The sequence below is a fragment of the Phyllobacterium calauticae genome (genome assembly GCF_019991125.1).
Lineage (GTDB): Bacteria > Pseudomonadota > Alphaproteobacteria > Rhizobiales > Rhizobiaceae > Phyllobacterium > Phyllobacterium calauticae.
The window spans coordinates 24,253-47,480 of sequence record NZ_JAGENB010000014.1; the positions used below are offsets into that span (position 1 = coordinate 24,253).

General features: G+C 57.4%; 22 protein-coding genes. 11 read left to right on the plus strand and 11 right to left on the minus strand.

The window, feature by feature from the left end:
- Positions 1–6 precede the first annotated feature (6 nt).
- The 6 genes from J1W56_RS25030 to J1W56_RS25055 all read right to left on the minus strand — a co-directional run bounded on the left by J1W56_RS25030 (position 7) and on the right by J1W56_RS25055 (position 5,982).
- The gene (locus J1W56_RS25030) at positions 7–1,629 is read right to left on the minus strand and encodes an AMP-binding protein (protein ID WP_223615999.1); all 1,623 of its coding nucleotides are present in this window, start codon (positions 1,627–1,629) and stop codon (positions 7–9) included.
- Complete coding sequence (locus J1W56_RS25035; RefSeq protein WP_223616000.1) at positions 1,616–2,398, minus strand: enoyl-CoA hydratase/isomerase family protein; 783 nt, start codon at positions 2,396–2,398, stop codon at positions 1,616–1,618. Before J1W56_RS25035 ends, J1W56_RS25030 begins: the two co-directional genes overlap by 14 nt.
- A gap of 2 nt (positions 2,399–2,400) precedes the next feature.
- Positions 2,401–3,588 carry a CaiB/BaiF CoA transferase family protein gene (locus J1W56_RS25040; protein ID WP_223616001.1) on the minus strand — a complete coding sequence of 396 codons (1,188 nt, stop codon included), beginning with the start codon at positions 3,586–3,588 and terminating at the stop codon, positions 2,401–2,403.
- Positions 3,585–4,334 carry an enoyl-CoA hydratase/isomerase family protein gene (locus J1W56_RS25045; protein WP_223616002.1) on the minus strand — a complete coding sequence of 250 codons (750 nt, stop codon included), beginning with the start codon at positions 4,332–4,334 and terminating at the stop codon, positions 3,585–3,587. The genes J1W56_RS25040 and J1W56_RS25045 overlap by 4 nt, the downstream gene beginning before the upstream one ends.
- 9 nt (positions 4,335–4,343) lie before the next feature.
- Complete coding sequence (locus tag J1W56_RS25050) at positions 4,344–5,270, minus strand: hydroxymethylglutaryl-CoA lyase (RefSeq protein WP_223616003.1); 927 nt, start codon at positions 5,268–5,270, stop codon at positions 4,344–4,346.
- Positions 5,271–5,349: 79 nt separating this feature from the next.
- Entirely contained in the window at positions 5,350–5,982 is a 633-nt protein-coding gene (locus tag J1W56_RS25055; RefSeq protein ID WP_223616004.1) for a MarR family winged helix-turn-helix transcriptional regulator, read from the minus strand.
- 236 nt (positions 5,983–6,218) lie between these two features.
- On the opposite strand from J1W56_RS25055, the gene J1W56_RS25060 reads away from it, so the two are divergent.
- The 9 genes from J1W56_RS25060 (at position 6,219) to J1W56_RS25100 (ending at position 15,264) form a co-directional block, all read left to right on the plus strand.
- A complete protein-coding gene (locus tag J1W56_RS25060) occupies positions 6,219–7,208 on the plus strand; it encodes an ABC transporter substrate-binding protein (RefSeq protein WP_223616026.1) in 990 nt (329 codons plus the stop codon).
- A gap of 26 nt (positions 7,209–7,234) precedes the next feature.
- Positions 7,235–8,299 carry an ABC transporter ATP-binding protein gene (locus J1W56_RS25065; protein WP_223616005.1) on the plus strand — a complete coding sequence of 355 codons (1,065 nt, stop codon included), beginning with the start codon at positions 7,235–7,237 and terminating at the stop codon, positions 8,297–8,299.
- Positions 8,296–9,198, plus strand: a complete 903-nt coding sequence (locus tag J1W56_RS25070; protein ID WP_223616006.1) for an ABC transporter permease — start codon at positions 8,296–8,298, stop codon at positions 9,196–9,198. The genes J1W56_RS25065 and J1W56_RS25070 overlap by 4 nt, the downstream gene beginning before the upstream one ends.
- Positions 9,198–10,025 (plus strand): ABC transporter permease, encoded by an 828-nt coding sequence (locus J1W56_RS25075; protein ID WP_223616007.1) that lies wholly within the window; start codon positions 9,198–9,200, stop codon positions 10,023–10,025. Before J1W56_RS25070 ends, J1W56_RS25075 begins: the two co-directional genes overlap by 1 nt.
- Before the next feature lie 39 nt (positions 10,026–10,064).
- Positions 10,065–11,450, plus strand: coding sequence for an aspartate aminotransferase family protein (locus tag J1W56_RS25080; RefSeq protein WP_223616008.1), 1,386 nt, complete (start codon positions 10,065–10,067; stop codon positions 11,448–11,450).
- A 77-nt stretch (positions 11,451–11,527) separates the two neighbouring features.
- Complete coding sequence (locus tag J1W56_RS25085; protein ID WP_223616009.1) at positions 11,528–12,373, plus strand: alpha/beta fold hydrolase; 846 nt, start codon at positions 11,528–11,530, stop codon at positions 12,371–12,373.
- Between the two features lie 65 nt (positions 12,374–12,438).
- Positions 12,439–13,467 carry a histone deacetylase family protein gene (locus J1W56_RS25090; RefSeq protein ID WP_223616010.1) on the plus strand — a complete coding sequence of 343 codons (1,029 nt, stop codon included), beginning with the start codon at positions 12,439–12,441 and terminating at the stop codon, positions 13,465–13,467.
- A gap of 34 nt (positions 13,468–13,501) precedes the next feature.
- Entirely contained in the window at positions 13,502–13,915 is a 414-nt protein-coding gene (locus J1W56_RS25095) for a nuclear transport factor 2 family protein (RefSeq protein ID WP_223616011.1), read from the plus strand.
- Positions 13,916–14,580: 665 nt separating this feature from the next.
- Positions 14,581–15,264: an O-methyltransferase gene (locus J1W56_RS25100; protein WP_223616012.1), complete on the plus strand. Its 684-nt coding sequence runs from the start codon at positions 14,581–14,583 to the stop codon at positions 15,262–15,264.
- A 541-nt stretch (positions 15,265–15,805) separates the two neighbouring features.
- Here the strand turns inward: J1W56_RS25100 and J1W56_RS25105 are convergent.
- On the minus strand, positions 15,806–16,729 hold the full coding sequence (locus J1W56_RS25105) for a LysR family transcriptional regulator (protein ID WP_223616013.1): 924 nt from the start codon (positions 16,727–16,729) through the stop codon (positions 15,806–15,808).
- Positions 16,730–16,832: 103 nt separating this feature from the next.
- On the opposite strand from J1W56_RS25105, the gene J1W56_RS25110 reads away from it, so the two are divergent.
- Positions 16,833–17,567 (plus strand): alpha/beta fold hydrolase, encoded by a 735-nt coding sequence (locus tag J1W56_RS25110; protein WP_223616014.1) that lies wholly within the window; start codon positions 16,833–16,835, stop codon positions 17,565–17,567.
- Between the two features lie 584 nt (positions 17,568–18,151).
- Here J1W56_RS25110 and J1W56_RS25115 read toward each other — a convergent pair.
- The 4 genes from J1W56_RS25115 to J1W56_RS25130 all read right to left on the minus strand — a co-directional run bounded on the left by J1W56_RS25115 (position 18,152) and on the right by J1W56_RS25130 (position 21,953).
- A complete protein-coding gene (locus J1W56_RS25115) occupies positions 18,152–18,529 on the minus strand; it encodes a nuclear transport factor 2 family protein (protein ID WP_223616015.1) in 378 nt (125 codons plus the stop codon).
- Positions 18,530–18,542: 13 nt separating this feature from the next.
- Positions 18,543–19,850 carry a class-III pyridoxal-phosphate-dependent aminotransferase gene (locus tag J1W56_RS25120; protein ID WP_223616016.1) on the minus strand — a complete coding sequence of 436 codons (1,308 nt, stop codon included), beginning with the start codon at positions 19,848–19,850 and terminating at the stop codon, positions 18,543–18,545.
- Between the two features lie 61 nt (positions 19,851–19,911).
- Complete coding sequence (locus tag J1W56_RS25125) at positions 19,912–20,664, minus strand: amino acid ABC transporter ATP-binding protein (RefSeq protein WP_319025577.1); 753 nt, start codon at positions 20,662–20,664, stop codon at positions 19,912–19,914.
- Between the two features lie 338 nt (positions 20,665–21,002).
- Entirely contained in the window at positions 21,003–21,953 is a 951-nt protein-coding gene (locus J1W56_RS25130; RefSeq protein ID WP_223616017.1) for a LysR family transcriptional regulator, read from the minus strand.
- 183 nt (positions 21,954–22,136) lie between these two features.
- Here J1W56_RS25130 and speB point away from each other — a divergent pair, with 183 nt between their 5' ends.
- Positions 22,137–23,084 (plus strand): agmatinase, encoded by a 948-nt coding sequence (gene speB / locus J1W56_RS25135; protein WP_223616018.1) that lies wholly within the window; start codon positions 22,137–22,139, stop codon positions 23,082–23,084.
- Positions 23,085–23,228 lie beyond the last annotated feature (144 nt).

Genomic DNA, 23,228 nt, shown 5'->3' on the forward strand with positions numbered 1-23,228 from the left:
ACCACCTCACAGGCCGAGAAGCGTGCGAGCATGTTCCGCAAGCTGCTTCTTCTGGATCTTGGCGCTGGCGGTCATGCCGATGGTCTCGAAGCCGTCCACGATCCATATGTGGCGCGGCACCTTGAAACCCGCCATTTCGCCCTTTGACCATTGCATGATCTCGTCAGCGGTTGCAGTCACCCCATCATTGAGAATGATGAAAGCGGCGGTTACCTCGACGAGGCGCTCGTCGGGAACGCCGACAACGGCGGCCTGCCGGATGGCGGGATTGCGATGCAGCACGTTTTCGACATCGGCGGGAGAGACATTTTCTCCGCCGACACGCACGATATCCTTGACGCGGCCAAGAAAGGTCAGGCGGCCCGCATCATCGCATTGCCCAAGATCGCCGGTCGAAAGCCACCCGTCCGCGTCGAGCGCGGCAGCGGTTTCCTCCGGCTTGTTGAAATAGCCTTGCATGACATTCCAGCCATGCACCAGAATTTCACCCGGTTGACCTGCCGGAGCCTCGCCTCCATCCGCCGTGCGAATGCGGACGCTGACACCGGACTGTATGCGCATGGCGGCGCTGACCCGGATTTCCGCCGCTTCCCAGAAACAGGACTGCGCCACATTGGGCGATGCTTCGGAAAGGCCGTAACCAACCACGCATTCGCGCGCGCCGAGCTCATCAATGACGCGGCGAACGATGGTTGGCGATGCGGCAAGCCATGCGCCGCGCAGGACAAGTTTTCGCGCGGGCAGGTCCGGATGATTGAGGAGCATCAAGGCCATGGTGTCATTGCCGGAAAAATGCGTGCATTTTTCGACCTCCATCAGCCGGAGGGCTTCGCCGGGTTCAAAACGGTCCATGCTCACCAATGTTGCCATCTGCTGCAGGGCTGAAAGAATCGACAATGTTGTACCCGCCACGTGGAAAAAGGGCCGGGCGCTGTGAAAGCGGTCGGCAGGGCGCAGCCCCATCCGCAGGCCAGAAAAATAGGCATTCGCCAACATGTTGCGATGAGTCAGCAAGACGCCCTTGGGAAAGGAGGTCGTGCCGGAGGTGTACTGTATGAGCAGCGGATCATCCGGTTCTGCAACCGGCAGTTCGAAATTTGAACCATTATTACCGGATTGAATCATTTCCTCCCAGCCGATGGCGCAGGCTGGAATGTCTGTCCCGATGACGATAATCTTGCCAAGGAAGGGCAAGGCAGCATCGGGCAGTGCTTTGTCGATCCCGGGACAGATTTGCCGCAGGAGGGCAATGAAATCGACCTTCAGGAAACGGTCGCAGGTAATAAGCATTTTGACCTGCGACTGACCCAGCGCATAAGCCATTTCTGAAGCGACAAAACGGGTGTTGACGGGAACCGTCACCGCGCCGATCGAACCGAGCGCCAAAAATGTCGCCACCCAGCGCACCGAATTGCCAAGACACAGGCCGACATGGTCTCCCTTGCGCACACCTTGAGCATGCATCCCCTTGCGAATGATTGCCACGTCCTTGGCAAGCCGGTCATAGGTGATACGGCCGTCACTAGCGACTATCGCTTCCACATCGGGAGCGCTGGCCGCCGCACGGGCAAGGGCGGAAGCGACGGTCAATGGACAGATTGCCTTAAGATCGATATCACCCCTGCTCATCGGCAGTCCTTTCCATACCCATCCGGTCGTTGAATTTTTGAATGCCGTTGCGCCATCCGCCATCGGCAAGACACCGTTCTATGGCCGCCATCTCGATGCGGATGCCATTGCCGAGATCGGTTTCATGACCGAGGTCGACTGCCTGCTTGGTGAGGGACATGGCAAGCGCGGGCGCGGCTGCTATGCCTGCCGCGATTTCCTGTCCCGTTGCAGCCAGCTGATCGGGTGGAACGATGCGGGCAACCAACCCTCGCTCATAGGCTTCATCGACCGGCATGGTGCGTCCGGTGAACAGAAGTTCTTTGGCGCGCATCTTGCCGATAACGCGTTGCAGGCGCTGGGTCGCGCCGACGGTCCCCCATTGCGGTTCGGGAAAGCGGAATGTGGTCAGTTCCGATGCGATGACGAAATCACAGCTCATCAGGATTTCGCCGCCGGAGCCGACAACGGGTCCTTGCGTTAGGGCGACGACAGGCTTGCGGCAGCGGGCGATCGCGTCATAGGCGGCGAAGGAAGCGCGCCTGCGGGCAATCATCCAGGTTTCATCCTTGTCGGCGCGCTCTTTCAGATCGGCGCCAGCGCAAAAGACCGGACCGTTGGCCGAAAGCAGGATGACGAGCGTCGCATTGTCGGCATCCAGCTGTTCGAAGACCGAGCGCAGTTTGAGGCACATCGGCAAGTTCAAGGCATTGCGCGCCGACGGCCGATTGAGGATGACGTGGGCTATCGGACCGTCGTGATGGCAGGTGATCGGTGCTGTGGTGTCCATTGTCAGATCACTCCATCCTCTTTGAGCTTGGTAATGGCCTCGTCGCTGAACCCGAGTTCACCGGACAAAATATCAAACGTGTCCCCTCCGAGCGGCGGCGGGCAACCGATCTGCGGATCATCGAACCCTGCAAAGCGGATCGGTGTGCGCAGAGCGGGAAAGCGCCCGGCGGTCGGGTGATCAAACGCACCTACGACCTGTCGGTCGGTCATATGGGCGTCATTGAGAATTTCGCGTACCGTATTGACTTCCCCGGCAGGTATGCCGCCCGCCCGCAGCTCTTGCGCCAGCGCACTGCGCTCCCGTACGGCAATGGCGCCGCGCATGGATACCATCACTTGCTCACGTGCGGCGACGCGGCCATTATTGGTTGCAAGCGTGGCATCGGCAGCAAGCGCATCAAGACCGAGAATGGTGCATAATGCGGGCCAGTGCTGGTCACTCCCGCTGATATGCAGCCAATCGCCGTCACGGCATTGAAAGGCTGCCGAAGGCACGCGGCCGGGATGTTCCGTGCCTGCACGGGTTATGTCCTCGTCCAGCGCGAAAAGGCGGGCAGCGGCAAGCGCCAGCAGGCTTGCCTGCACATCCATCATCGCCAGATCGATATGACATCCCTTGCCACTCTTCCCGCGTCCGACCAGACCGGTCAATATGGCAATGGCGATCCACAAGCCCGATGACATGTCGGCTATGGGTATGCCCGCCTTTGCCGGGGGCGTATCGGGATGACCCGTCAGGTGCATCACGCCGGACAGGGCCTGAAAGATGGTGTCGTAGCCGTGGCGATGACGATAGGGGCCGGTCTGGCCGAACCCGCTGTTGGAGACATAGATCAAACCCGGATTGCTCGCCGAAAGCGTGCCATAGCCGAGATTGAAATTGTCCATATCGCCTGGCAGGAAGTTTTCAACAACCACGTCCGATTGCGCCGCCAGCTTTGCGGCGATTTCCTGGCCCTCGCGGGATTTCAGATTGAGCGTCAGCGAGCGCTTGCCACGATTGAAGGCGAAGAAATAGGCGCTCTCACCCTCGGGCAGACGTGGTTCGAAGGAGCGCGATTCATCCCCATTTCCCGGCCGCTCCACCTTGGTGACATCAGCACCCAGTTCAGCCAGGATCTGGGTTGCCATCGGGCCGGCGAGAACGCGGGAGAAATCGAGAATGCGAACCCCTTCAAGCGGCTTCACGACTGTGTCCCCCTGAAGCCGCGCATACGGGCATTGACCGCGCGGCCCGCTGCCATCGCCTGGTCATAGGGAAGATCGGCCACGGTGTAATAGAGAGTTTTGACGGCGGCCATGGCCTGCGGATTGGCGCTGGCCCATTGTTGCGCAATCCCGAGAGCGGTTTCAAGAACGGCTTCCGGATCTACCACGCGGTTGGCAAGACCCAATTGCAAGGCTTCTTCAGCGCCGATCAGGCGGCCAAGACTGACCATTTCAAAGGCGGCCTTGCGCCCGAGCGAACGCTGGAGGCCCGTCATGACAAGAGCCGGGACGATCGAGTGTTTGAGTTCGGGGTAACCGAATTTGAGATTGGCACCGGCGACCATCATATCCGCGCCGATGGCAAGGCCTGCACCCCCGCCGACAGCCGCTCCGCACACAGCTGACACCACGGGCTTCGACAGGCCCTGCATCATGGCCTGCGTGCGGCAGGTCAGGTCGGCACGCTTGTCGACAAGGTCCTGATTTGCCGGGGTCAGGGTGCTGAATTCGGAAAGATCGGCGCCGGCACAGAAGCCGCGCTGGTTTCCTGCAAGGACGATGGCACGAATGGCATCGTCGTGGTCTGCGGCCATCAGGGCATCGTGCAGAGCCTGTGTCAATGCCGTGTTGAGGGCATTCAATTTATCCGGGCGGTTGAGCGTGATGATGCGGACTACGCCGCGATCCTCGACAAGCAAGACGGCTGATTGGGTGGTTTGCTGCATCGTGTGATCCTATGCTGCGAGATGGCCGAAGCCGGCACGGGCGACGCGGCTTTGCAATTCCCGGCCCAGCACTTTTTCGCACAGCTGCGAGGCATGGCTGAGGCGGGTAAGGTCAAGGCCGGTATGGATGCCCTCGGCTTCGAAAAGGTTGACGAGGTCCTCGGTGGCGACATTGCCGGTATAGCCCTGTCCGTACCGGATTTGCGCGGGATGGCCGCCAACACCGCCAAACGCACTGTCAAACCAGCGGCAGCCCGCGTCAAAGGCGGCCACGCAATTTGCAATCCCGCTGCCGCGGCTGTCATGAAAATGCGCGATCGGTATGATTTCAGGCATTTCATCGGCGACGCGCCGGAAGAGCCGCTTTACGTGTGACGGCGTTGCATGTCCGGTCGTGTCGCAGACAGAAACATGGGTAACGCCAAGCGCGGCGAAACGTCCGATATCGGTGAGGACGCCGGTTTCGTCGACCTTGCCTTCAAACGGGCAGCCGAAAGCCATGGATAGGACGCCGACAAGGCGAAAGCGTCCATCGGACAATTTCACCATATCGGCAATGTTCTGCCATTGCTGATCCCGCGTCGTGCCGAGATTGCGCTGCGTGTGGCTCTCCGTCGCCGATACGAGAAGGCTCAGTTCGTCGGCGCCATATCCGGCCTCTGTATCCGCAATGGCGCGCTCGATGGCGCGCCTATTGGGACAGGTGGCCTTATAGTGACTGCTTTGCCGGCGCGTGATCCCCGCCAGGACAGCGGGGGCATCGGCAAACGAGGGGATGCGAACGGGGTTGCTGTAACTGGTCGCTTCTATGCGCTCAAAGCCTACGGCGCTGAAGGCATTGATCAGTTCAATCTTTATGTCGGTCGGGACCGTCACCGTTTCGTGTTGCAGGCCGTCCCGAGCGAAGCATTCGCAGATGACTACCGTTCGCTCCATCCGATTCACTCCATCCTTATTTGGTTGAGTAAGTGAACCATGTAGTTCATAATGTCAACTAAATTTCGCGCAGGTCCAGTCACTCCTCGTCAAGCTGCTGCAAGTCGGCCTGTGACGCTGTCTGCTTCAGGTGGTGGTAATACTGCGTGCTGCTGCGCGTTACGCGTTGCAGGAGTTCGATCAGTATATGGCGTTCGGCCTGGCTGAGCGTGGAGAGCATGTGCTCGTTACGTTCAAACGAATCGTCCAGAATCTGTTCCGACAGATCGAGGCCCTCGGCACTTAGGCACAGCAGGATGCTGCGGCCGTCGCCTGGGTTGGCGGTCTTCTCGATATAGCCGCGCTCGATCATTGCGGAGACGGTGCGGCTCATCTGGCTTTTGAGAAGACCGCTATGCTTGGCAAGCTCTTGCAGCGGAACTTTTCCGAGATATTTCAGCACTGCAAGGGCGCGCCATTCGCGTGCAGTAATGCCATATTTGGGGCGTATCGACAGGGCGGCAATCCGCGTGGAAAGGCCGGCAAGACGCTGAAGCTCAAAGGAGAAGAGATCGCGGATATCGCCATCCGGGCTCGGGCCCGCATGCACTGTGCCAGATGCGGACTCATGCGCGGCGCTCCCCGCAAGGGAAGGAATGGAGCGCTGACCCTCTGCCGCCATTCTGTCGGACCTCACATCCCAGTGCGTTTGGGTGGTTTGCGGCTGTTTCATTTAGTCTCCATGAAATGCATTGGATTTTCATGTCAAAAAATTAGTTGACAATGTAAACTAGATAGTTAATTTCATCAACTAGATTGCCACGATACGAAACATTTGTCGACAGTGTCGATGATCCTGCAGGGGAAGCAGGGCGACGTGAGAAGCAGTCAGCTCAAACGGGAGAACGAGCAATGCAAAACAGGCATGTTACATTATCAGCTTTGTTGGTTGGTGCCGCTGCCGTGGCAATGACATCAGGATCTTTTGCCGCGAACGAAACCGTGACCATCGCTGGTTTTGGCGGCAATCTGCAAAAGGATCTTCGCGCCACCTTGTGGCAGCCCGCCGCCGACAAGGCCGGGCTTTCCATCGCGGAAGAAACCCATGACGGGCTGGCGGCCGTGCGTGTGCAAGTTCAGTCGGGTTCGCCAACCTGGGATCTGGTCCATCTGGGGTCCGATGACTGCGCGGTCGGTGGCAAGGAAGGTCTGTTTGAGCCCCTGGATTACAAGGTCATCAGCACCGACGGCTTTGACAAGCGGGGATATGGCGAGCACTGGATCGCCACCAATTCCTATTCGGTTGTTCTGGCGTGGCGCACCGATGTTTACAAGGACAAGGCGCCACAAAGCTGGAAGGATTTGTGGGACACGGAAAAATTTCCGGGCCGTCGCGCATTGAGCACCTATCCACAGGAAATGCTGGAGGTGGCGCTGATGGCTGATGGCGTGGCGAAGGACGAGCTTTATCCCTTGGACAGCAAGCGCGCCTTCCGCTCGCTGGATAAAATCAAAAGCAAAGTCGCGGTATGGTGGTCGTCGGGTGCGCAGTCTTCCCAGCTGATCAAGGATGGCGAGGTCGACATGATGGCGATCTGGGGCAGCCGCGTTGCCAGTGTGATTGCCGATGGAGCGCCCGTTTCCTACACTTATCAGGATGCCATTCTGGGTTATGGCTGCCTTGCCATTCTCAAGGGAGCGCCGCATGCCAAGGCGGCGCAGGCATTGGTTGCGGGTGTGGTTTCGCCCGAAATCCAGGCTCGCATTCCGGAAATGATGCCCTACTACGGTCCAACCAACAGTCTCGCCTTCAAGGTCGGAAAATTCTCGCCGGAGGTGCTGGCACGGTCCAACATGTCCCCCGAGAATGTCAAGAAGCAGGTGTTTCTTGATGCAAACTGGTGGCGTGATAACACCAATCTGGTCCGTGAAGACTATAGTCTCTTGATGGCAAACTGACGAACAAATGACTTCGGGAGGGCATCATGGGTGCAGGTAAGGTTTCCATTCGCCATGTTCACAAGGCCTATGGTGCCTTCAAGGCACTTGATGGAATTTCACTGGATATTCAACCGGGGGAGTTCCTCACCCTTCTGGGTCCGTCAGGTTCTGGCAAAACCACTTTGCTCAATGTGATAGCCGGTTTTGAGCGGCCGGATAGCGGCAGTCTGATGGTGGACGAGGTGGAGTTCATTACCCGGCCGCCGCACAAGCGTGATCTCGGCATGGTGTTCCAAAACTATGCCCTGTTCCCCCACATGGATGTTTTCGACAATGTCGCCTATCCGCTCAAATTGCGAGGGATAGACCGGGCATCGATCCGCCGCCGTGTTACGGGTGCATTGGAAACCGTCCATATGGACAAGCTGGCGGCGCGGCGTATCGGGGAACTGTCAGGCGGCCAGCGTCAACGTGTGGCCTTGGCGCGCGCCATCGTGTTCGAACCCAAGATACTGCTCATGGATGAGCCGCTCTCGGCCCTGGACAAGAACCTGCGCGAACATATGCAGATGGAACTGAAGCGCCTGCACAACCGTCTCGGGATGACGACAGTTTATGTGACGCATGACCAGCAGGAAGCGCTGACCATGTCCGATCGCATTGCCGTGCTTGACCGGGGCAGGGTCATCCAGCTCGATACGCCGCAGAACATCTATGATCATCCCAACTGCAAATTTGTGGCCGGCTTCATGGGCGAAACGCGCTTCCTGCCGGTCGAACGGCGTGAGAGCAGCTATCATCTGGACGACAGGTCCTTGCGCCTTGCTTCAGAACCGCCGCATTGCGACGCCAATGGCTGGCTGATCGTACGCCCGGAGCGGTTGCGCTGGGCCGGTGACGCGCAACGCGACAACCGGATCGCCGGCAAGGTCATGGACATCGTCTATCGCGGCGACAGTCATCTCGTATCGGTCAGCCTGGCCGGGGACCACGAAATCTCCATCCGGCACACGGGGTCGGAAGGAAAGGAACTGCCCGTGCCGGGACAGGATCTCGAGCTGTGGCTGACCCCGGAAGCCAGCGTCGTTGTCGGAGACGCGATCCAATGACGGTCATGGTGCAAGAGGTGAAACCGGCCATTCTCAACAATTCGCTGCTCCAGCGCTCCCGAAGCCTGCAGGGCATCTCCTTCGTCGGGCTTTCCCTGCCCGCTGCGGTGCTGGTGGCGGCGGTCCTGATCATTCCGTTTAGCTGGCTGGCCTGGCTTTCCCTGTTCGATGCCGCCGGGAACCTCTCGGCGGAGAACTATGTGCGGCTGCTGCGCCCCGCTTATATCGAAAGTTTTCTCACCACATTCAAGGTTGCCGGACTGGTCACTGCCATCTGCGTCCTGCTTGGCTATCCCGTTGCCTATCTCCTGTCGCAACTGCCGCAGCGTGCAGCCCAGCTATTGATGGTCTTCGTCATACTGCCGTTCTGGACGTCGGTTCTGGTGCGCACCTATGCCTGGCTCGTCCTGCTTCAGCGGCAGGGCATCATCAATCAATGGCTGCTGTCGAGCGGTCTTATCAGCGAGCCCCTGCCGCTGGTGCATAACATGACGGGAACCGTGATCGGGATGGTGCATGTGATGCTGCCGTTCCTTATCCTGCCGCTTTACGCCGCGATGAAGGCCATTGACCCGGTTCTGCTGCGTGCCGCCGCCAATTGCGGCGCATCACCGGCGCAGGCGTTCCGGCAGGTCTTTCTGCCCTTGTCCTTGTCCGGTCTTTCCGCTGGCATTGCCCTGACCTTCGTCCTCTGCCTTGGCTTTTATCTGACGCCCGCCCTGCTTGGCGGCGGCCGCGTCGCCATGTGGTCGACCCAGATCGCCGACATGGTGGCCAAATTTGCCAATTGGGGAGCGGCGAGCGCTTTGAGCGTGGTGCTGCTGGTCGTGACAGGGGGGATTCTCTGGGGCGTGAACCGTTTCATGCGCGTGCCGGACGCATGGGGAGGGAAGCGCTGATGCTGCGTCGTCCCGCCACCTCAACACAGATCACGCACCTCCAGCGGTTGTGGCTCTATGGTCTCGTCGGATTGGTCATCGCCTTTCTCATCATTCCATGCCTGATCGTCGTTCCCATGTCATTTTCGGATTCGCAATATCTGGAATTCCCGCCGCGGGTCTGGAGCCTCCGCTGGTACGAGGCCTATTTCTTCTCGTCGGAGTGGCGCCAGTCGACATGGGTGTCGCTGAAGGTCGGCGCCGCGACAACCATTCTGGCAACCATTCTTGGCACGCTTGCCAGCTACGGACTGCACAAGTCCGGGAATCTGTTCAAACCCGTCATCCGCAGCATGCTGATGCTGCCCATGATGGTACCGCTGATCTTCGTGGCCATCGGTGTTTTCTTCGTTTACGCCCGGCTTGGCCTCAACAACACGATCACCGGCCTTGTGCTGGCGCACACGACGCTGGCCATTCCTTTCGTCATGATTGCCGTCGGGAATGGGCTTTCCGGCTTTGACATGAATTTGGAGCGCGCCGCCCGCGGACTTGGAGCCTCGCCGGTCCGCGCCTTTGTGACCGTAACGCTGCCACAGATCCGTATTTCCGTTCTGTCAGGCATGCTGTTCGCCTTTGTGACCTCCTTCGACGAGGTGGTGGTCTCCATCTTCGTGTCGAGCGGCGCAAACTCCACCCTGACCAAACGAATGTTCGCCAATATACGCGATCAGGTCGATCCGACGGTCGCGGCAATCTCATCCATACTCGTCGTTCTATCGATTGTGATCCTCGTCGCCGGCCAACTCATCCAGCGGCGCGGCCGTTCCAGCCCTTCGCCCGACTAAACATTCGCAAGATGCGCTTGAGCAAAAAGGAAAGAAAACGTGACCTATAACTCGCTTCGAATGCGCGACATCAGCACGCATATCCATCCGCAAACAAATCTGGCGCTGCATGAGACGCTGGGGCCGACGATCATGATGCGCGGGGAGGGTGCCTATGTGTATGATGACGACGGCAGGCAATATCTGGAGGGCATGTCGGGCCTGTGGTGCGCGGCACTGGGCATGAGCGAGAAACGGCTCGCCGATGTTGCGACAAGGCAGCTCAATACATTGCCCTACTACCAGAATTTCGCCCATCGTTCGACGGAGCCTGCCATTGAGCTGGCCGAGCGCCTTCTCAAGGTCGCGCCGGTGCCGATGTCAAAGGTTTTGTTCCAGAGCTCTGGTTCGGAAGCGAACGATACGGCCATCAAGCTCGTGTGGTACTATTTCCATGCCAAGGGCCAGACACAGAAGCGCAAGATCATCGCGCGTCATCGCGGCTATCATGGGACGTCAATTGCGTCGGCAAGCTTGACCGGGCTTCCGCACCTGCATCGGGATTTCAACCTGCCGCTGGAGGGCTTCCTCCATGTCACCTGTCCGCATTTCTACCGGGAAGGTCTGCCCGGGGAGACGGAAGAGGCATTTTCAACCCGGCTTGCAGAAGAGCTGGATCAGCTGATCCTTGCCGAAGGACCGGAAACGGTCGGCGCCTTTTTCGCCGAGCCAGTGATGGGGACCGGCGGGGTGATCGTGCCGCCCGCCGGCTATTTCGAGAAAATCCAGGCGGTTTTGCGCAAGCACGACGTCCTTCTGGTTGCAGATGAAGTCATCACCGGCTTTGGTCGCACCGGAAACTGGTGGGGAAGCCAGACCTATGACATGAAACCCGATATCGTGACCTGTGCCAAGGCGCTGACCGCAGCCTATATGCCCCTGTCGGCATTGCTGATATCCGAGCGGGTCTATCAGGGGATGCGGGCACAAAGCGAGAAGATCGGCGTCTTCGGCCACGGCTACACCTATGGTGCGCATCCCGTTGCCTGTGCTGTCGGGGTCGAGGCGCTGCGCATCTATGAAGAGGACGGGATCATCGACAATGTCCCGGCCCTGGCCGCTCGGATGCAGGCGGCGATGGCGCCATTGGCCGATCACCCGCTGATCGGCGAAGTACGCGGTGTGGGGCTGATGTGGGCCGTCGAACTCGTGCGCGACAAACAGAGCAAAGAGGCCTTTGCACCGGACATGCAGTTCGGTCTGGGTGTGCAGAACCGGGCGTTCGAAAGAGGGCTTGTCTGCCGCTCGCTGGGTACCGGCATCGCTTTGGCACCGCCACTGATCTGCACGGAGGAGCAGATCGACGAAATCGTTGCCCGCTTCACGCAGGCGCTGGACGCATCGCTGGATGCCTACAGCGCTTCGGGTGGAACAAGCCGCGGCTGACATGTTTGTCCCGGGCAGCTTCATGTCCGGCGATGTTGCGACGTCTTGATTGTCATAAAACAGGGGAGGGAAAGAGCATGCGTGTTCGAAAGCTGTCTTTATGCCTGGTCTTCATGGTTGGCGCCGGTTTTCCAGCCGCTGCCAGGCAGGTGGAGATCGTCAAAAAGGACGATACCGAAATTGAAACCATCGTAGACGGAAGCGGCCCGGCAATTGTCATCCTGCCGTCGACGGGGCGTGACGGCTATGAAGATTACGATGCGGCGGCGGAGCACTTGGCCAAAGCGGGGTTTAAAGTGCTGCGGCCGCAGCCAAGGGGCGTGGGGCAATCCAAGGGCCCGATGGAAGGCGTGAGCCTCTACGATTTTGCCCAGGACACGGCCAATGTCATTGATGCCCTGGGCGATGGCCGGGCCGTTGTGGTTGGCCATGCCTATGGCCATTTCATCTCCCGCATGGTCGCCACCCGGTATCCCGAACGGGTTCGGGGCGTGACGATTGCCGCGGGCGCTGCCAGCGATACCGCAGAAAGAAATCCGCTGGTCTGGTGGGCGCCGGATTATGCCTCCACACTTTCTCTGTCCGATGACATGCGGCTGGCGGCCTTGAAAGGTGCCTTCTTTGCCAAGGGGCACGATGCCACGCGGTGGCTTCAGGGCTGGTATCCTCAAGTCATCAGGATGCAATCCGAAAACCCGGTTCCGAGAGCGGTCTGGTGGGCTGCCGGCACCGCGCCGATTCTTGAACTTATCCCCGAGGAAGATCCGTTCAAACCGCGCGACCGCTGGGGTGAATTGCGGCAGCAGTTCGGTGACCGGGTGACGACCGTCACCATTGCCAACGCGTCGCATGCGTTGTTTCCAGAACAGCCGGCTGCCGTCGCCGAAGCCATCGCGACCTGGGCAAAGCGATTGCCGAAGTGATGGAGTGGCGTATCCGGACAAATGACCGGCCGCAGTTGAACCATGCAAAAATACGGGTGTTATGAATGTTGGCTATCTATGATCCCCGGCAAGAATTGCACCAGCCGTTGACGCGGTTGGCTGGAGGCGTCTTCCGTCCGAATCTTGAGCAGGCGGACCGCGTCGTGTCATTCCAGAATGCACTGCGCCGGATGTCCATTGCGACCATGGTACCGGCCGATGCGGGTCATGAAGTCCTGCATAGCGTGCACGATGCCGGGTATCTCGATTTTCTTGCCAATGGCTATGCCGAGTGGCGGGCTATGCCGGACACCGGTCCGGAGTTGCGCGTCAGCGCGCATCCCAATGTCTACATGAACCGCTTGCCGCGCAATTTCTATGGACGCGCCGGTTATTACCAGGCCGACGCCGGCTGTGTGATCGTCGAAGGGACGTGGCCGGCTTGCCGTGCGAGCGCCATGACGGCGATTGAAGCGACGAAACGCGTTCTTGGCGGCGCGCGGGCGGCCTATGCGCTCTGCCGGCCGCCCGGACATCACGCCTATGCCGACAAGGCCGGCGGTTTTTGCTATCTCAACAATACGGCGCTCGCGGCGCAGGTCGCACGCGGCAGCGTGAACCGCGTTGCAATCATCGATATTGATGTCCATCACGGCAACGGCACGCAGGCAATCTTTTATGAACGTCCAGATGTCCTGCATATCTCGGTGCACGGGGATCCCGCCGATCTCTATCCGTTCTATGCCGGCTATGCCGATGAGTGCGGGCGGGGCGCCGGCGAAGGTGCGAATTTGAACCTGCCTGTGCCGCTGCTGAGTGACAGTGCCGTTTATTGCGCCGCCGTGGATCGCGGAATCGGCGTGATCCGCCAATACGCCCCAGAGATGCTGGTTGTCGCGCTTGGTCTCGACGCATCGACCGACGACCCGTTTGCCTGCATGCGCGTGGATCGCGCCGGCTTTGCGCGCATGGGGGAGGCAATTGGTTCCATGCGCCTGCCAACGGTGATTGTGCAGGAGGGGGGATATCAGTCACCCGAGCTTGAGCATAATTTCGAAGCCTTCCTGACCGGTTTTCTGCACCGCCATAGCTGAGCTCAAACAGGCGCACGGATGACCGGATAACAGAGTGATACCACTGGCGAAAGGACTTGACACAATGCCTTCGAATTCTTCTGATGTCATGAGCCTGGAACGGCTGGCCCGGTTTGGCGAGGATTGGCGGCGTCATGACCTTGATGCCTGCATGCGCTATTTCACCGACGATGCTGTGTATGCCGCGTCAACCGGATCTGGTCCGGGCACGATCTTTGCCGGAAGGCAGGCTATCCAAGACGAACTGGCGCGCATTTTCCAGTCGCTGGAGGCTGGATCGTTCAAGCCTGGAGCTTGCTGCATCGCCGGCAATCGCGGTTTTGCGCTGTGGGCTCTTGATCGGCGCATGCCGGATGGATCAATCGTATCCTTTGAGGGCATTGATGTGTTTGCGTTTCGTGGAAACTTCCTTACGCTAAAAGATTCCTATCGAAAGGCATTTGCATGAGGCCTCTTCCAATCAGTTGACTCATGTTTGATTACCCCATGTCCGAAAGTCGTGGCGGTTCTACGTTAACTTGTTCTGCTCTATAAAGCCGATATTGCGATCCAAGGTTTTATTCAATCTCAGTTGAAGCAGTAAAATTTCAGGCACTCCTTCGACAGGTGTCCTGAATGCCAACTGAAAAGAAACTTACTCAATTTGCAAAATGGCTTCTGCTGAGAGGACAAACGATCGTTTTCTGATGATTTACGGTCATGTACGCAAGGCCATTTTAGATAGGTGTTCTGACGGTAATGGCATCTTTGGATGCGGTCGATGGTGAGACATGGCGCACTGGTTGACGAGATGGGGCAGCGTCTCCAATTTCTCTTGCTGTCGAGGTGTCTGCAATGCTAGAAGCTAGCTGTCGCACCACTGGCGATCGTAAGCGTTAACGTCACTCAACGCGCAAGCCCGAGACCGACTCTGTCGGCTCTCTGCAATTGCGCTTAGGTGATGGTTTGACGTTCAATCCAGCAACCACCGTTCAAACGGTGCTGGTAATAAGTAGGTCCGAGGGCCTCAAGGGCAGGGATGGCTCATCCTCTCGCCGCCACACATCGTCATATCTCAACGCATTGCATAGAACCGCCGATTGGCCCGGGTTCATCCACCTTACGGAGCGTGCAATGATAAACTTTACCTCACCCGCAATATCCTCCCTGATCAACCGGCTCTTTGCGGACGCCGATGCTATCGAGGAGGCCTATGATCGGCAGATGGCAGATGTCCCGCCCGAAGTCCGCAACGCGGATCGGGCCGACTATCGGCGTTTCTATGAGCGTCTCAAGGAGCAGCCACTTGCGGTCTCTCGTGAAACCGGTGTCCTTCTCTATATGCTTGCGCGCGCTACCGGCGCCCATACTATCATCGAGTTCGGGACATCTTTCGGGATATCGACCATCCATCTTGCTTCGGCACTGCGAGATAATGGGGGCGGCCGCCTGATCGGTAGCGAGTTTGAGCCTTCGAAGGTCGATCATGCTCGTCAAAATATTGAGGCCGCCGGCCTGTCCGACTTGGTCGAGATTCGGGAAGGTGACGCGCTGGAGACTTTCGCGCGTGATCTGCCAGAACAGATCGACCTCGTGCTTTTGGACGGCGCTAAAAATCTCTATCCTTCCGTGCTGTCCCTTTTAGAGGGACGGTTGCGGCTCGGCGCGCTGATAATTGCCGACAATGCGGACGCAAGCCCGGAATATGTCGCACGGGTCCGGTCTGTTGAACATGGTTATCTCTCAGTGCCTTTCGCTGCAGATGTGGAGTTGTCTCTGCGCCTAAACGCGGCGGGCGCCAATAAGACCAACACCTAATCATTGGCCGGCTACGGTCGCTCGCGAAGTAGGCCGGTCCTGTTCGAAGGTCGTTCAACATCAACAATTGAGTAACAGCGGTGTGCGGATACGTAAGGACACGTATCCGCACGTAAATGGTGAAAGCTATGACTAAGACGAGTTTTACAGTGGTAGCTAGAGTACAGCGATGGCTCAGCACTGTCGTCATCTTGCGGAACACAACCGACAAAAAGAAGCACGTAAATGACCTTCCCGATCATATCTTACGGGATATCGGCTGGCCTGGTTCCTGTTATGAGCGGTTGCTAACGTCAGTGAAGAGGGCGGAGAAAAGCCGCCGTGCAGGCAGTGGTCAGTATGAGAGTGCAAATGCGCCCAATCAACCTGGGCTGCGCGCCCCGCGATCGAGAAAGCGGGTTACCTACCTTGATTTGCAGGACTAGTCCGCGAGAAGTGGGGCGCGATGGCCAGAACGATCTGCATCCGCAAAGCCTGTTGACGCTGATTTTTGGGCAGTAGTTGTTCATCGGAATGAGCCACATCTCCGAACGCTCGGTCGTCAAGATGGCTCATTGGTTCTATTATCGGCGCGCAACAGCTGTAAGTGATTGATCAATGCCCTGAACGCTGGAGACGTCCTGGTCCGGTCCGGATAGTAAAGGCTAAAACCCGGTAAATCCGGAAGCCAGTCGGACAAGACAGAGACGAGTCGCCCAGACTTGATATCCTCGCGAACCTGAACCTCGAATAGGTAGGCGAGCCCCAAGCCGTCGAGAGCCGCGGAGCGTATCGCCTCCCCATCGTTGAACACCAGATGGCCGTTTGTTTTGAACTCGACAGTCTTGCCCTTTTTCGACAACGGCCAGCGATAGAGCCGCGTCGAACTAACGAAGCGATATGCGATGCAGATATGCGCCGGGAGATCATTGGGATGTGTGGGAACCGGGCCGTGTTTTAGAAGATATTCCGGGGAGCCCACGATCGCAACGGGTGCGGAGCGCGTAAGAGGCACTGCAACCATATCCCTATCGACTAGGTTGCCAAACCTGATACCTCCGTCGAATCCTTTGGCTACGACGTCGCTGAACCCCTCGTCGATCGACACCTCAATCGACACGTTCGGATATTTCTCGCGAAATGACGTAAGCGACGGACGCAAAATGGTCTCGTAGGCGACAGGAACCATCGTCAACCGAACGGCACCTGAAACAATCGAACGCATTTCCTGCAGGTTGGCCAGCTCATCGCCGATGTCCCGAAGAGCTGGCACGAGCGTGCCGAGAAGTTGCCTTCCTGCCTCCGTCGGCGCGACGGTGCGTGTCGTCCTGGCAAGCAGGGGTACGCCGACACGTTGCTCAAGCTGGCTTACCGCATAGCTGAGAGACGACTGAGAAATACCAAGCTCGGCTGCGGCAGCCGTAAAACTCTGGTGTCTTGCTACGGTCTCGAAGACAGCAAGGTCACGAAGCACTAGGCGGTCCATTTATCTAACTCATCGATAGAGGTGTGCGAAATACACTATCTAATAGATAAGCTGCCAGTTCGCTATATTCGAGTCACCAAATTGAATTAAGAGGTGTGAGACAATGAAGAAACTGATGCTGACCGCCCTTATTGGGACATCGATGGCTGTCCCCGCCTTTGCAGATGCCACAAATGTTGTGCTGGTCCACGGTGCGACAATGGACGCATCTGGGTGGCGACCGGTTTACGACATCCTGCGGGCGAAGGGCTTGAAAGTGAGCGTCGTCCAGCTGCCGCACACCAGTCTGGCGGATGACATCGCTGCCACCCGGCTCATCCTCAAGCAGCAGAAGGGTCCTACAGTGCTCGTTGGTCACAGCTACGGCGGAGCGGTGATCACGGAGGCAGGAACCGAAGAGGTGGTAAAAGCGCTGGTATACGTGGCCGCCCTGGAGCCCGATGAGGGCGAGAACCTGACCGAGCTTTCCCAGCTGTACCCGATGAAGATCAACATGGAGATGCTGGACGCTCACACCTTCGTTCCCAGCCCGACTACCTATCGCGACACGATCGCCGCGGATCTTCCCGAAGATGTAACTGACTTCATGTCAGCATCCTCGAAGCCGATGACCGTGGAGACGTATCAGGTAAGGTTCCACCAGGCGGCATGGCATGAGAAACCGACATTCGGCATCGTAACGACCGAGGACCGGGTCATTCCTCCAGAGTTGCTCCGTTGGATGTACAAGCGGGCAGGAACCAAAGCTACGGACATCAAGTCGAGCCACATGGTCTACATGTCTCACCCGAAAGAAACCGCGGACGTCATTCTCCAGGCCGTGAAGTCGGTAAACTAGTTGTCTTCACCTCGGTTATAAGATGGACAACCTTCGTGTCGCTTTCAGGGTTGCAAGCGGTTTTCCACGTCATGGTCCGTCAGAGATCGTAGCTCCCCGTGATAGATTTTTTGCGGCTCGGGGTATCCCGTTCGCATCGGAAATATGTGTCTGCTTTCGGGAAGCAGTTCCGTCATGTCTAACGGCCGTAATGCGGGCGCAAAGCCGTCATTCGTTTGGCCGCTTTCATTCCTGTTTTTGACAAATGAAATATTTGACCACAAAATCGAGGCCTCGTGAACGGAGCTACATTGCCACTCACCATTTTCCTCGAACCGATGCTGCGCCTCGGGCAGCAATTCAAACGGGTTAAGATAGGCGTATCCGCTGAAGCCGGTTTTCGCGATAACCGCCTCCAGTCCTTGTTTTACGAGATACTCATGCCAGGGACAGCGGCAAGATCAGTAAGTTTGTCCAGCCAGCGTTGCATTTGACCCTCTGCGGTGATGTCTCATCGCCGCACTGTAGAGTGCAAAAGCGTCTCATCAAGCGACTGGAAAACGCTACGCTGCAGTAATCTTTTGCCTGAGCTTGATTATCCTAAATCACAGATCGAAGTGCCAGACCTTCGAAACGATTTGCCATTTGCCGTCGATCTGTACCAGCGTGAGATCGTCGACAAATTTTTTGGGCAGGTAGACGTCCTTGACCCGAACATGCGCGGTTGTTGGACTGCCAACAGACACGGATATGATCTCATCTTGGCGATGATCGCCCTTCTCTTTAGGAGATGGGCGGTTCGCAACGATATCCATGTATGCGTCGACTGTCAGTTGAATTAGGTTTCCTTCAGTCGCCGAATATAGGTGTGCCTGAGGATGGAAGACGGAGCGAAACCTTTGGATGTCTCCCAGAAATAGTGCGTCCAAGTATATCTGAGCCGCTTCGCGGACGGCTTTTGTTACTGCATTAGTCGTGTCCATCTTCAGTCCTCCTCTAGGCGGCACCACGCTCGAACTCGGCGTCGGCAAGATCGAGGCCGTGATCCAGTGCAGAGATTAGTGTCTCCAGTTCGTCGTCCGAAATGATGAACGAAGGGGCGAGGAACAGCGAAGTCTGTTCGCCGCTGGTGCCAATGACTGCGCCGGCCTCCATTGCGCGGGCGGCAACACGCGACGCAATCGGCGCGTCGGTCGTATCGGCATACCATTTGCGCCAATCAGGACCGTGCAACTCAATTGTCCAGTGCAGCCCAAAGCCGTCAACGCGGGCAACGCTCGGGTGCTTGCGAGCGACCTCGATGAGCCGTTGTTGCATCCGGGTCTCCAACGTCTTGACGCGGCGAATGATTTGCCCATCTGCCATTACAGATAAGTAGGCGCGTACGGCGGCTACCGCGCTTGGATGTGCGCGAAAGGTGCTGTAGGTCTGCCAGCTCTTGCCCTTCATCTGCTCTACAATGTCTTTCGACATCACAACGGCGCCAGCTGGGGCTGATCCGCCAGCCAGACATTTGCCGAGCGTCACGATGTCAGGACGGGTTTCACCACCTTGAAACGCGAACCAGCGACCACTGCGACCCAGGCCCGTTACAACTTCATCGGCGATCCACAGAGACCCAGCTTTTCGGGCGGCGTTGGCAACATAATCCTGGTATTCGGAATCGTAATAGATGCCGCCCTGTGTGTAATCTATGATCGTTGCCGCGACAGAAGACAGTGTCTCCTGTGTACCTGCCATTCGTTCAACCAGAGGCCGATTGTCGGGGAGGCCGCCATATTTGGCATTGGCAGGAGCCGGAAGGATCCGGACCGGGACCTGTGGTGGAACTGGCTTGCTGCCACCGCCTTGAATGGCGAGGCCCCCATGCCAGTGCGGCTGCACCGTCATCTGGCGTGCCAGACCAGCCATACCGTGATACGCCCGCTCGCGCGTCGCGAGTTCCGTGCGACCCGTAAGAGCCTGGGAGAAGGTCAGTGCCAAATCGTTGGCCTCACTGCCACTGAGGAAAAAACGGACGGCCCCAACCCAGCTTTTCTCTTCGCCGAAGGCGATATCGATCAGATCCTCGGCAGCGGCCTCACGTTCAGCCCAGAACCAACCTTCGTTGATGACCGGGTTCGAAGCTGCCTTCTTCATTGCCTCCACCATAACGGGATGCTTGTGGCCGAGCGGGCCGCCGGTATTGCTTCCGTCGATCAGTCGGCGACCGTCCGCGAGAACGAAATAGACACCTTCTCCGTCGATCACTTTGATGAGCGGGTCCTTGCCCGCATTGAGTCCAGTTTGCAGAAGTCTGCTCATACGAGCCTCCTTGGATTTGAGCGTTTGATTGGGCTTTTCGGGGAATGCTGGCGCGATGCGACTAGTGGCTGTGTTCGTACACTTGCCGAAGAAATTCTTTCGTGCGCGGATGCTTCGGCCTGGCAAAGAATGAAACCGGGGCGTCTTCTTCCAAGATCACCCCACCATCCATAAAGATCACTCGATCTGCCACCGTCCTTGCAAACCCCATTTCGTGAGTAACGACGATCATCGTCATGCCTTCTCGGGCCAGATCGATCATGACATCGAGGACTTCCTTGACCATCTCGGGATCCAGGGCGGACGTAGGCTCATCGAACAGCATCACCTTCGGCTGCATGCAAAGCGCACGCGCGATTGCGACACGCTGCTGCTGTCCGCCCGACAACTGTCCCGGATAGGCATGAGCCTTGTTCGCAATCTTAACACGTTCCAAGAGGCTCATGGCCTGAGCCCGTACCACCTCGTGAGTGATGCCGCGAACGATCCGCGGCGCCAGCATTAGATTCTGCAGCACCGTTAGATGCGGAAACAGATTGAACTGTTGGAAGACCATTCCAACCTCTCCTTTGAGATCGGCGATGTTTTCACAGTTGGGATGCAACTCGTGACCATTCACCAGAATCTGCCCGCTGGTCCTCGTTTCCAAGCCGTTGATACACCTGATCAGAGTGCTTTTTCCCGATCCAGAGGGGCCGCAGAGCACCACCCGCTCGCCGGCACCGACGGCGATGCTTACGCCCTTGAGCACTTGCACCGACCCGTAGGATTTATGGATATTTTCAAGGCTGATCATTGTTGGGCTTGAGGTCATTTTTTTCCCCGATGAGATAGTTCTTGTTGCGTGCTGCGAACGAATTCTTCGGCACATCGAGTCCCGGACCACCGACGACATTTGGGCCTGAATGGCGCAATGAACCGCCCTGTCAAAAACCTCAGAAAGGATGCGGATATGCTCTTAACTGATAATGGCGCAGTCATAACCGCTGACCCATCACAGGCCGGCTCGTAATCGATGTTGATGGCATCGGTGAACATTGAACTTCCCTTATCCCAACTGACAGTGCGTGGACGGGAACAGCTAACGATCGCGAGACGTCCTTGTCTATCCGATCTTTTAGGCTTTTACATCGTAAAAAGAGATGTATCTCACTAGCGTCGTTTCTTCTTGATGGCGCTTTCGAGGGGCTGTATCGGTTGCGAGTACTGTGCTGATTTCAGCATCTTAGCTTCTCGCACCCTGTTCAGGAAATTTCGTACAAGAAGATTCTCTTCTGCATTGTTTTTATGAAGCAGGTAAAAAGGCGAATAATAATCGATGCTTTCTGTAGTTCTGACCCTCGTCAGTGACCGCAGCGTTTCCCCGTAGTGCACTGGGAGGTAGCCAATGAAACGACCCGACTGAATCAGAAGCGCTTGGGATTCCATCTCCTCCACGATTGCACCGGGACTGATATGCCCAACTCGCTCGAGATCGTATCGGTGCAGATAGCGGCGCGCGACAAAAACATAGTGTTTCAACTCGGCGATCTCGACGGCCTCATGGCCCGCTAGCGGATGATCGTTCGAACAAAAGATCGCGTGCTGCTCGTTGAAGAGAGGGATGTAGGCGATACCTGCCGTTTTTCTGGTAAAGGCACCGCCAATAGTTACGTCACGTGACCCCTCGATAAGTAACCGCTCCATATCCCCAGGTGAGTCCCTGAAGATTTCGATCACGGTCTTCTTAGCTCGGTCGTTGAACTCACCGATGATTGCTGACAAGTCCCATGTCCGGTTCGTAATCATTGCGTCCACAATGCCTAACCGCAATACTCCCTTGAGTTCACCCGAGATCGAGGCGGCGGCGTTCTGAAATCTGTCAGCCGCTGAGAACAGGTCCTCACAGGCGTTATAGATCTGCTGCCCGGCCGTTGTGAGCGCAAATCCTGATCGACCTCGGTAACAGACGCGAAATCCCAGCCTTTTTTCAAGATCGGCCAGTTGCGTAGAAAGCGTCGATTGAGACACGTTCAAAGTGAGCTGCGCCCCTACGATGCCATCTGCCTCGACAATCGCGCGAAATGTACGAAGTAACTTGAGATCAAAGTCGTGAACACGCATTCCATATCCTCCTCCGTAAACATCGAAGAATGTTACATCGACTGATCCGATGCAACATGCCTCAATCGCTATTTTTCTAACGCAAGAAATTCTCCATGGATCCTACGTTGATGGGCGATCTGGCTTTTTACTCTCGCTTGGCGCGCCCATGCCGACTGAAAACGAGGATTTGGAGAAGCTCTCATGACAACTTTCAACCAACCGCTTGGTGGCAATGAAATGCCGCGCTTCGCGGGTATCACGACGATGATGAGGTTACCTCACGCGCCGGACGCGAAGGGATTGGACGCCTGTTTTGTCGGCGTTCCCATGGATATTGGCACGTCGAACCGTAGCGGCGCACGCTTTGGGCCTCGTCAGGTTCGTGCTGAATCGGTGATGATCCGCCCCTACAATATGGGAACTGGAGCCGCCCCATTCGACAGCCTCCAGGTCGCCGATATCGGAGACGTCCCGACAAACCCGTATGACTTGAAAAAGTCTGTACGCATTATCTCAGAATTCTTCGACGGTATCTTGAAGTTCGACTGCAAGCCGCTGGCAATTGGCGGAGACCACACCCTTACATATCCGATCCTGCAAGCGATGGCCCGCAAGTACGGCCCAGTGGGGCTCATCCATATCGATGCACACGCCGACATCAATGACCATCAGTTTGGCGAAGCCATCGCGCATGGAACACCGTTCCGGCGCGCTGTCGAGGAAGGTCTCCTGGACTGCAAGCGCGTCGTTCAGATAGGGCTAAGAGGGTCCGGTTATGCCGCTGAAGATTTTGACTGGCCGCGGGGGCAGGGATTCCGCGTCGTTCCAGCGGAAGATTGCTGGCATAGGTCGCTTGTCCCTCTCATGGCTGAAGTCCGTCAACAGATGGGCGAAGGTCCTGTCTATGTAAGTTATGACATCGACAGTCTTGATCCTGGTATTGCCCCCGGTACAGGAACGCCGGAGATCGGTGGACTCACCACCATCCAGGCCCTTGAAATCATTCGGGGATGCCAAGGGTTGAACATAATCGGTGCGGATCTCGTTGAAGTGTCGCCTCCTTTCGACACGACGGGAACAACAGCGATTACCGCTGCCAACCTCCTGTTTGAACTGCTTTGTGTGCTACCCGGAGTAATCAGGCGATAGAACAGGAGCTGGCGCGCTGGGCGCGCCAGCCTTGCCCGAACCTACATCCGCATACGCTGGCAAAGCACCATTTCTCCACAACTGACTGCCCGATCGTTATGCACACGACGACAGGTTCTCTCAGCGGCGTTCTCACGCAGCTGA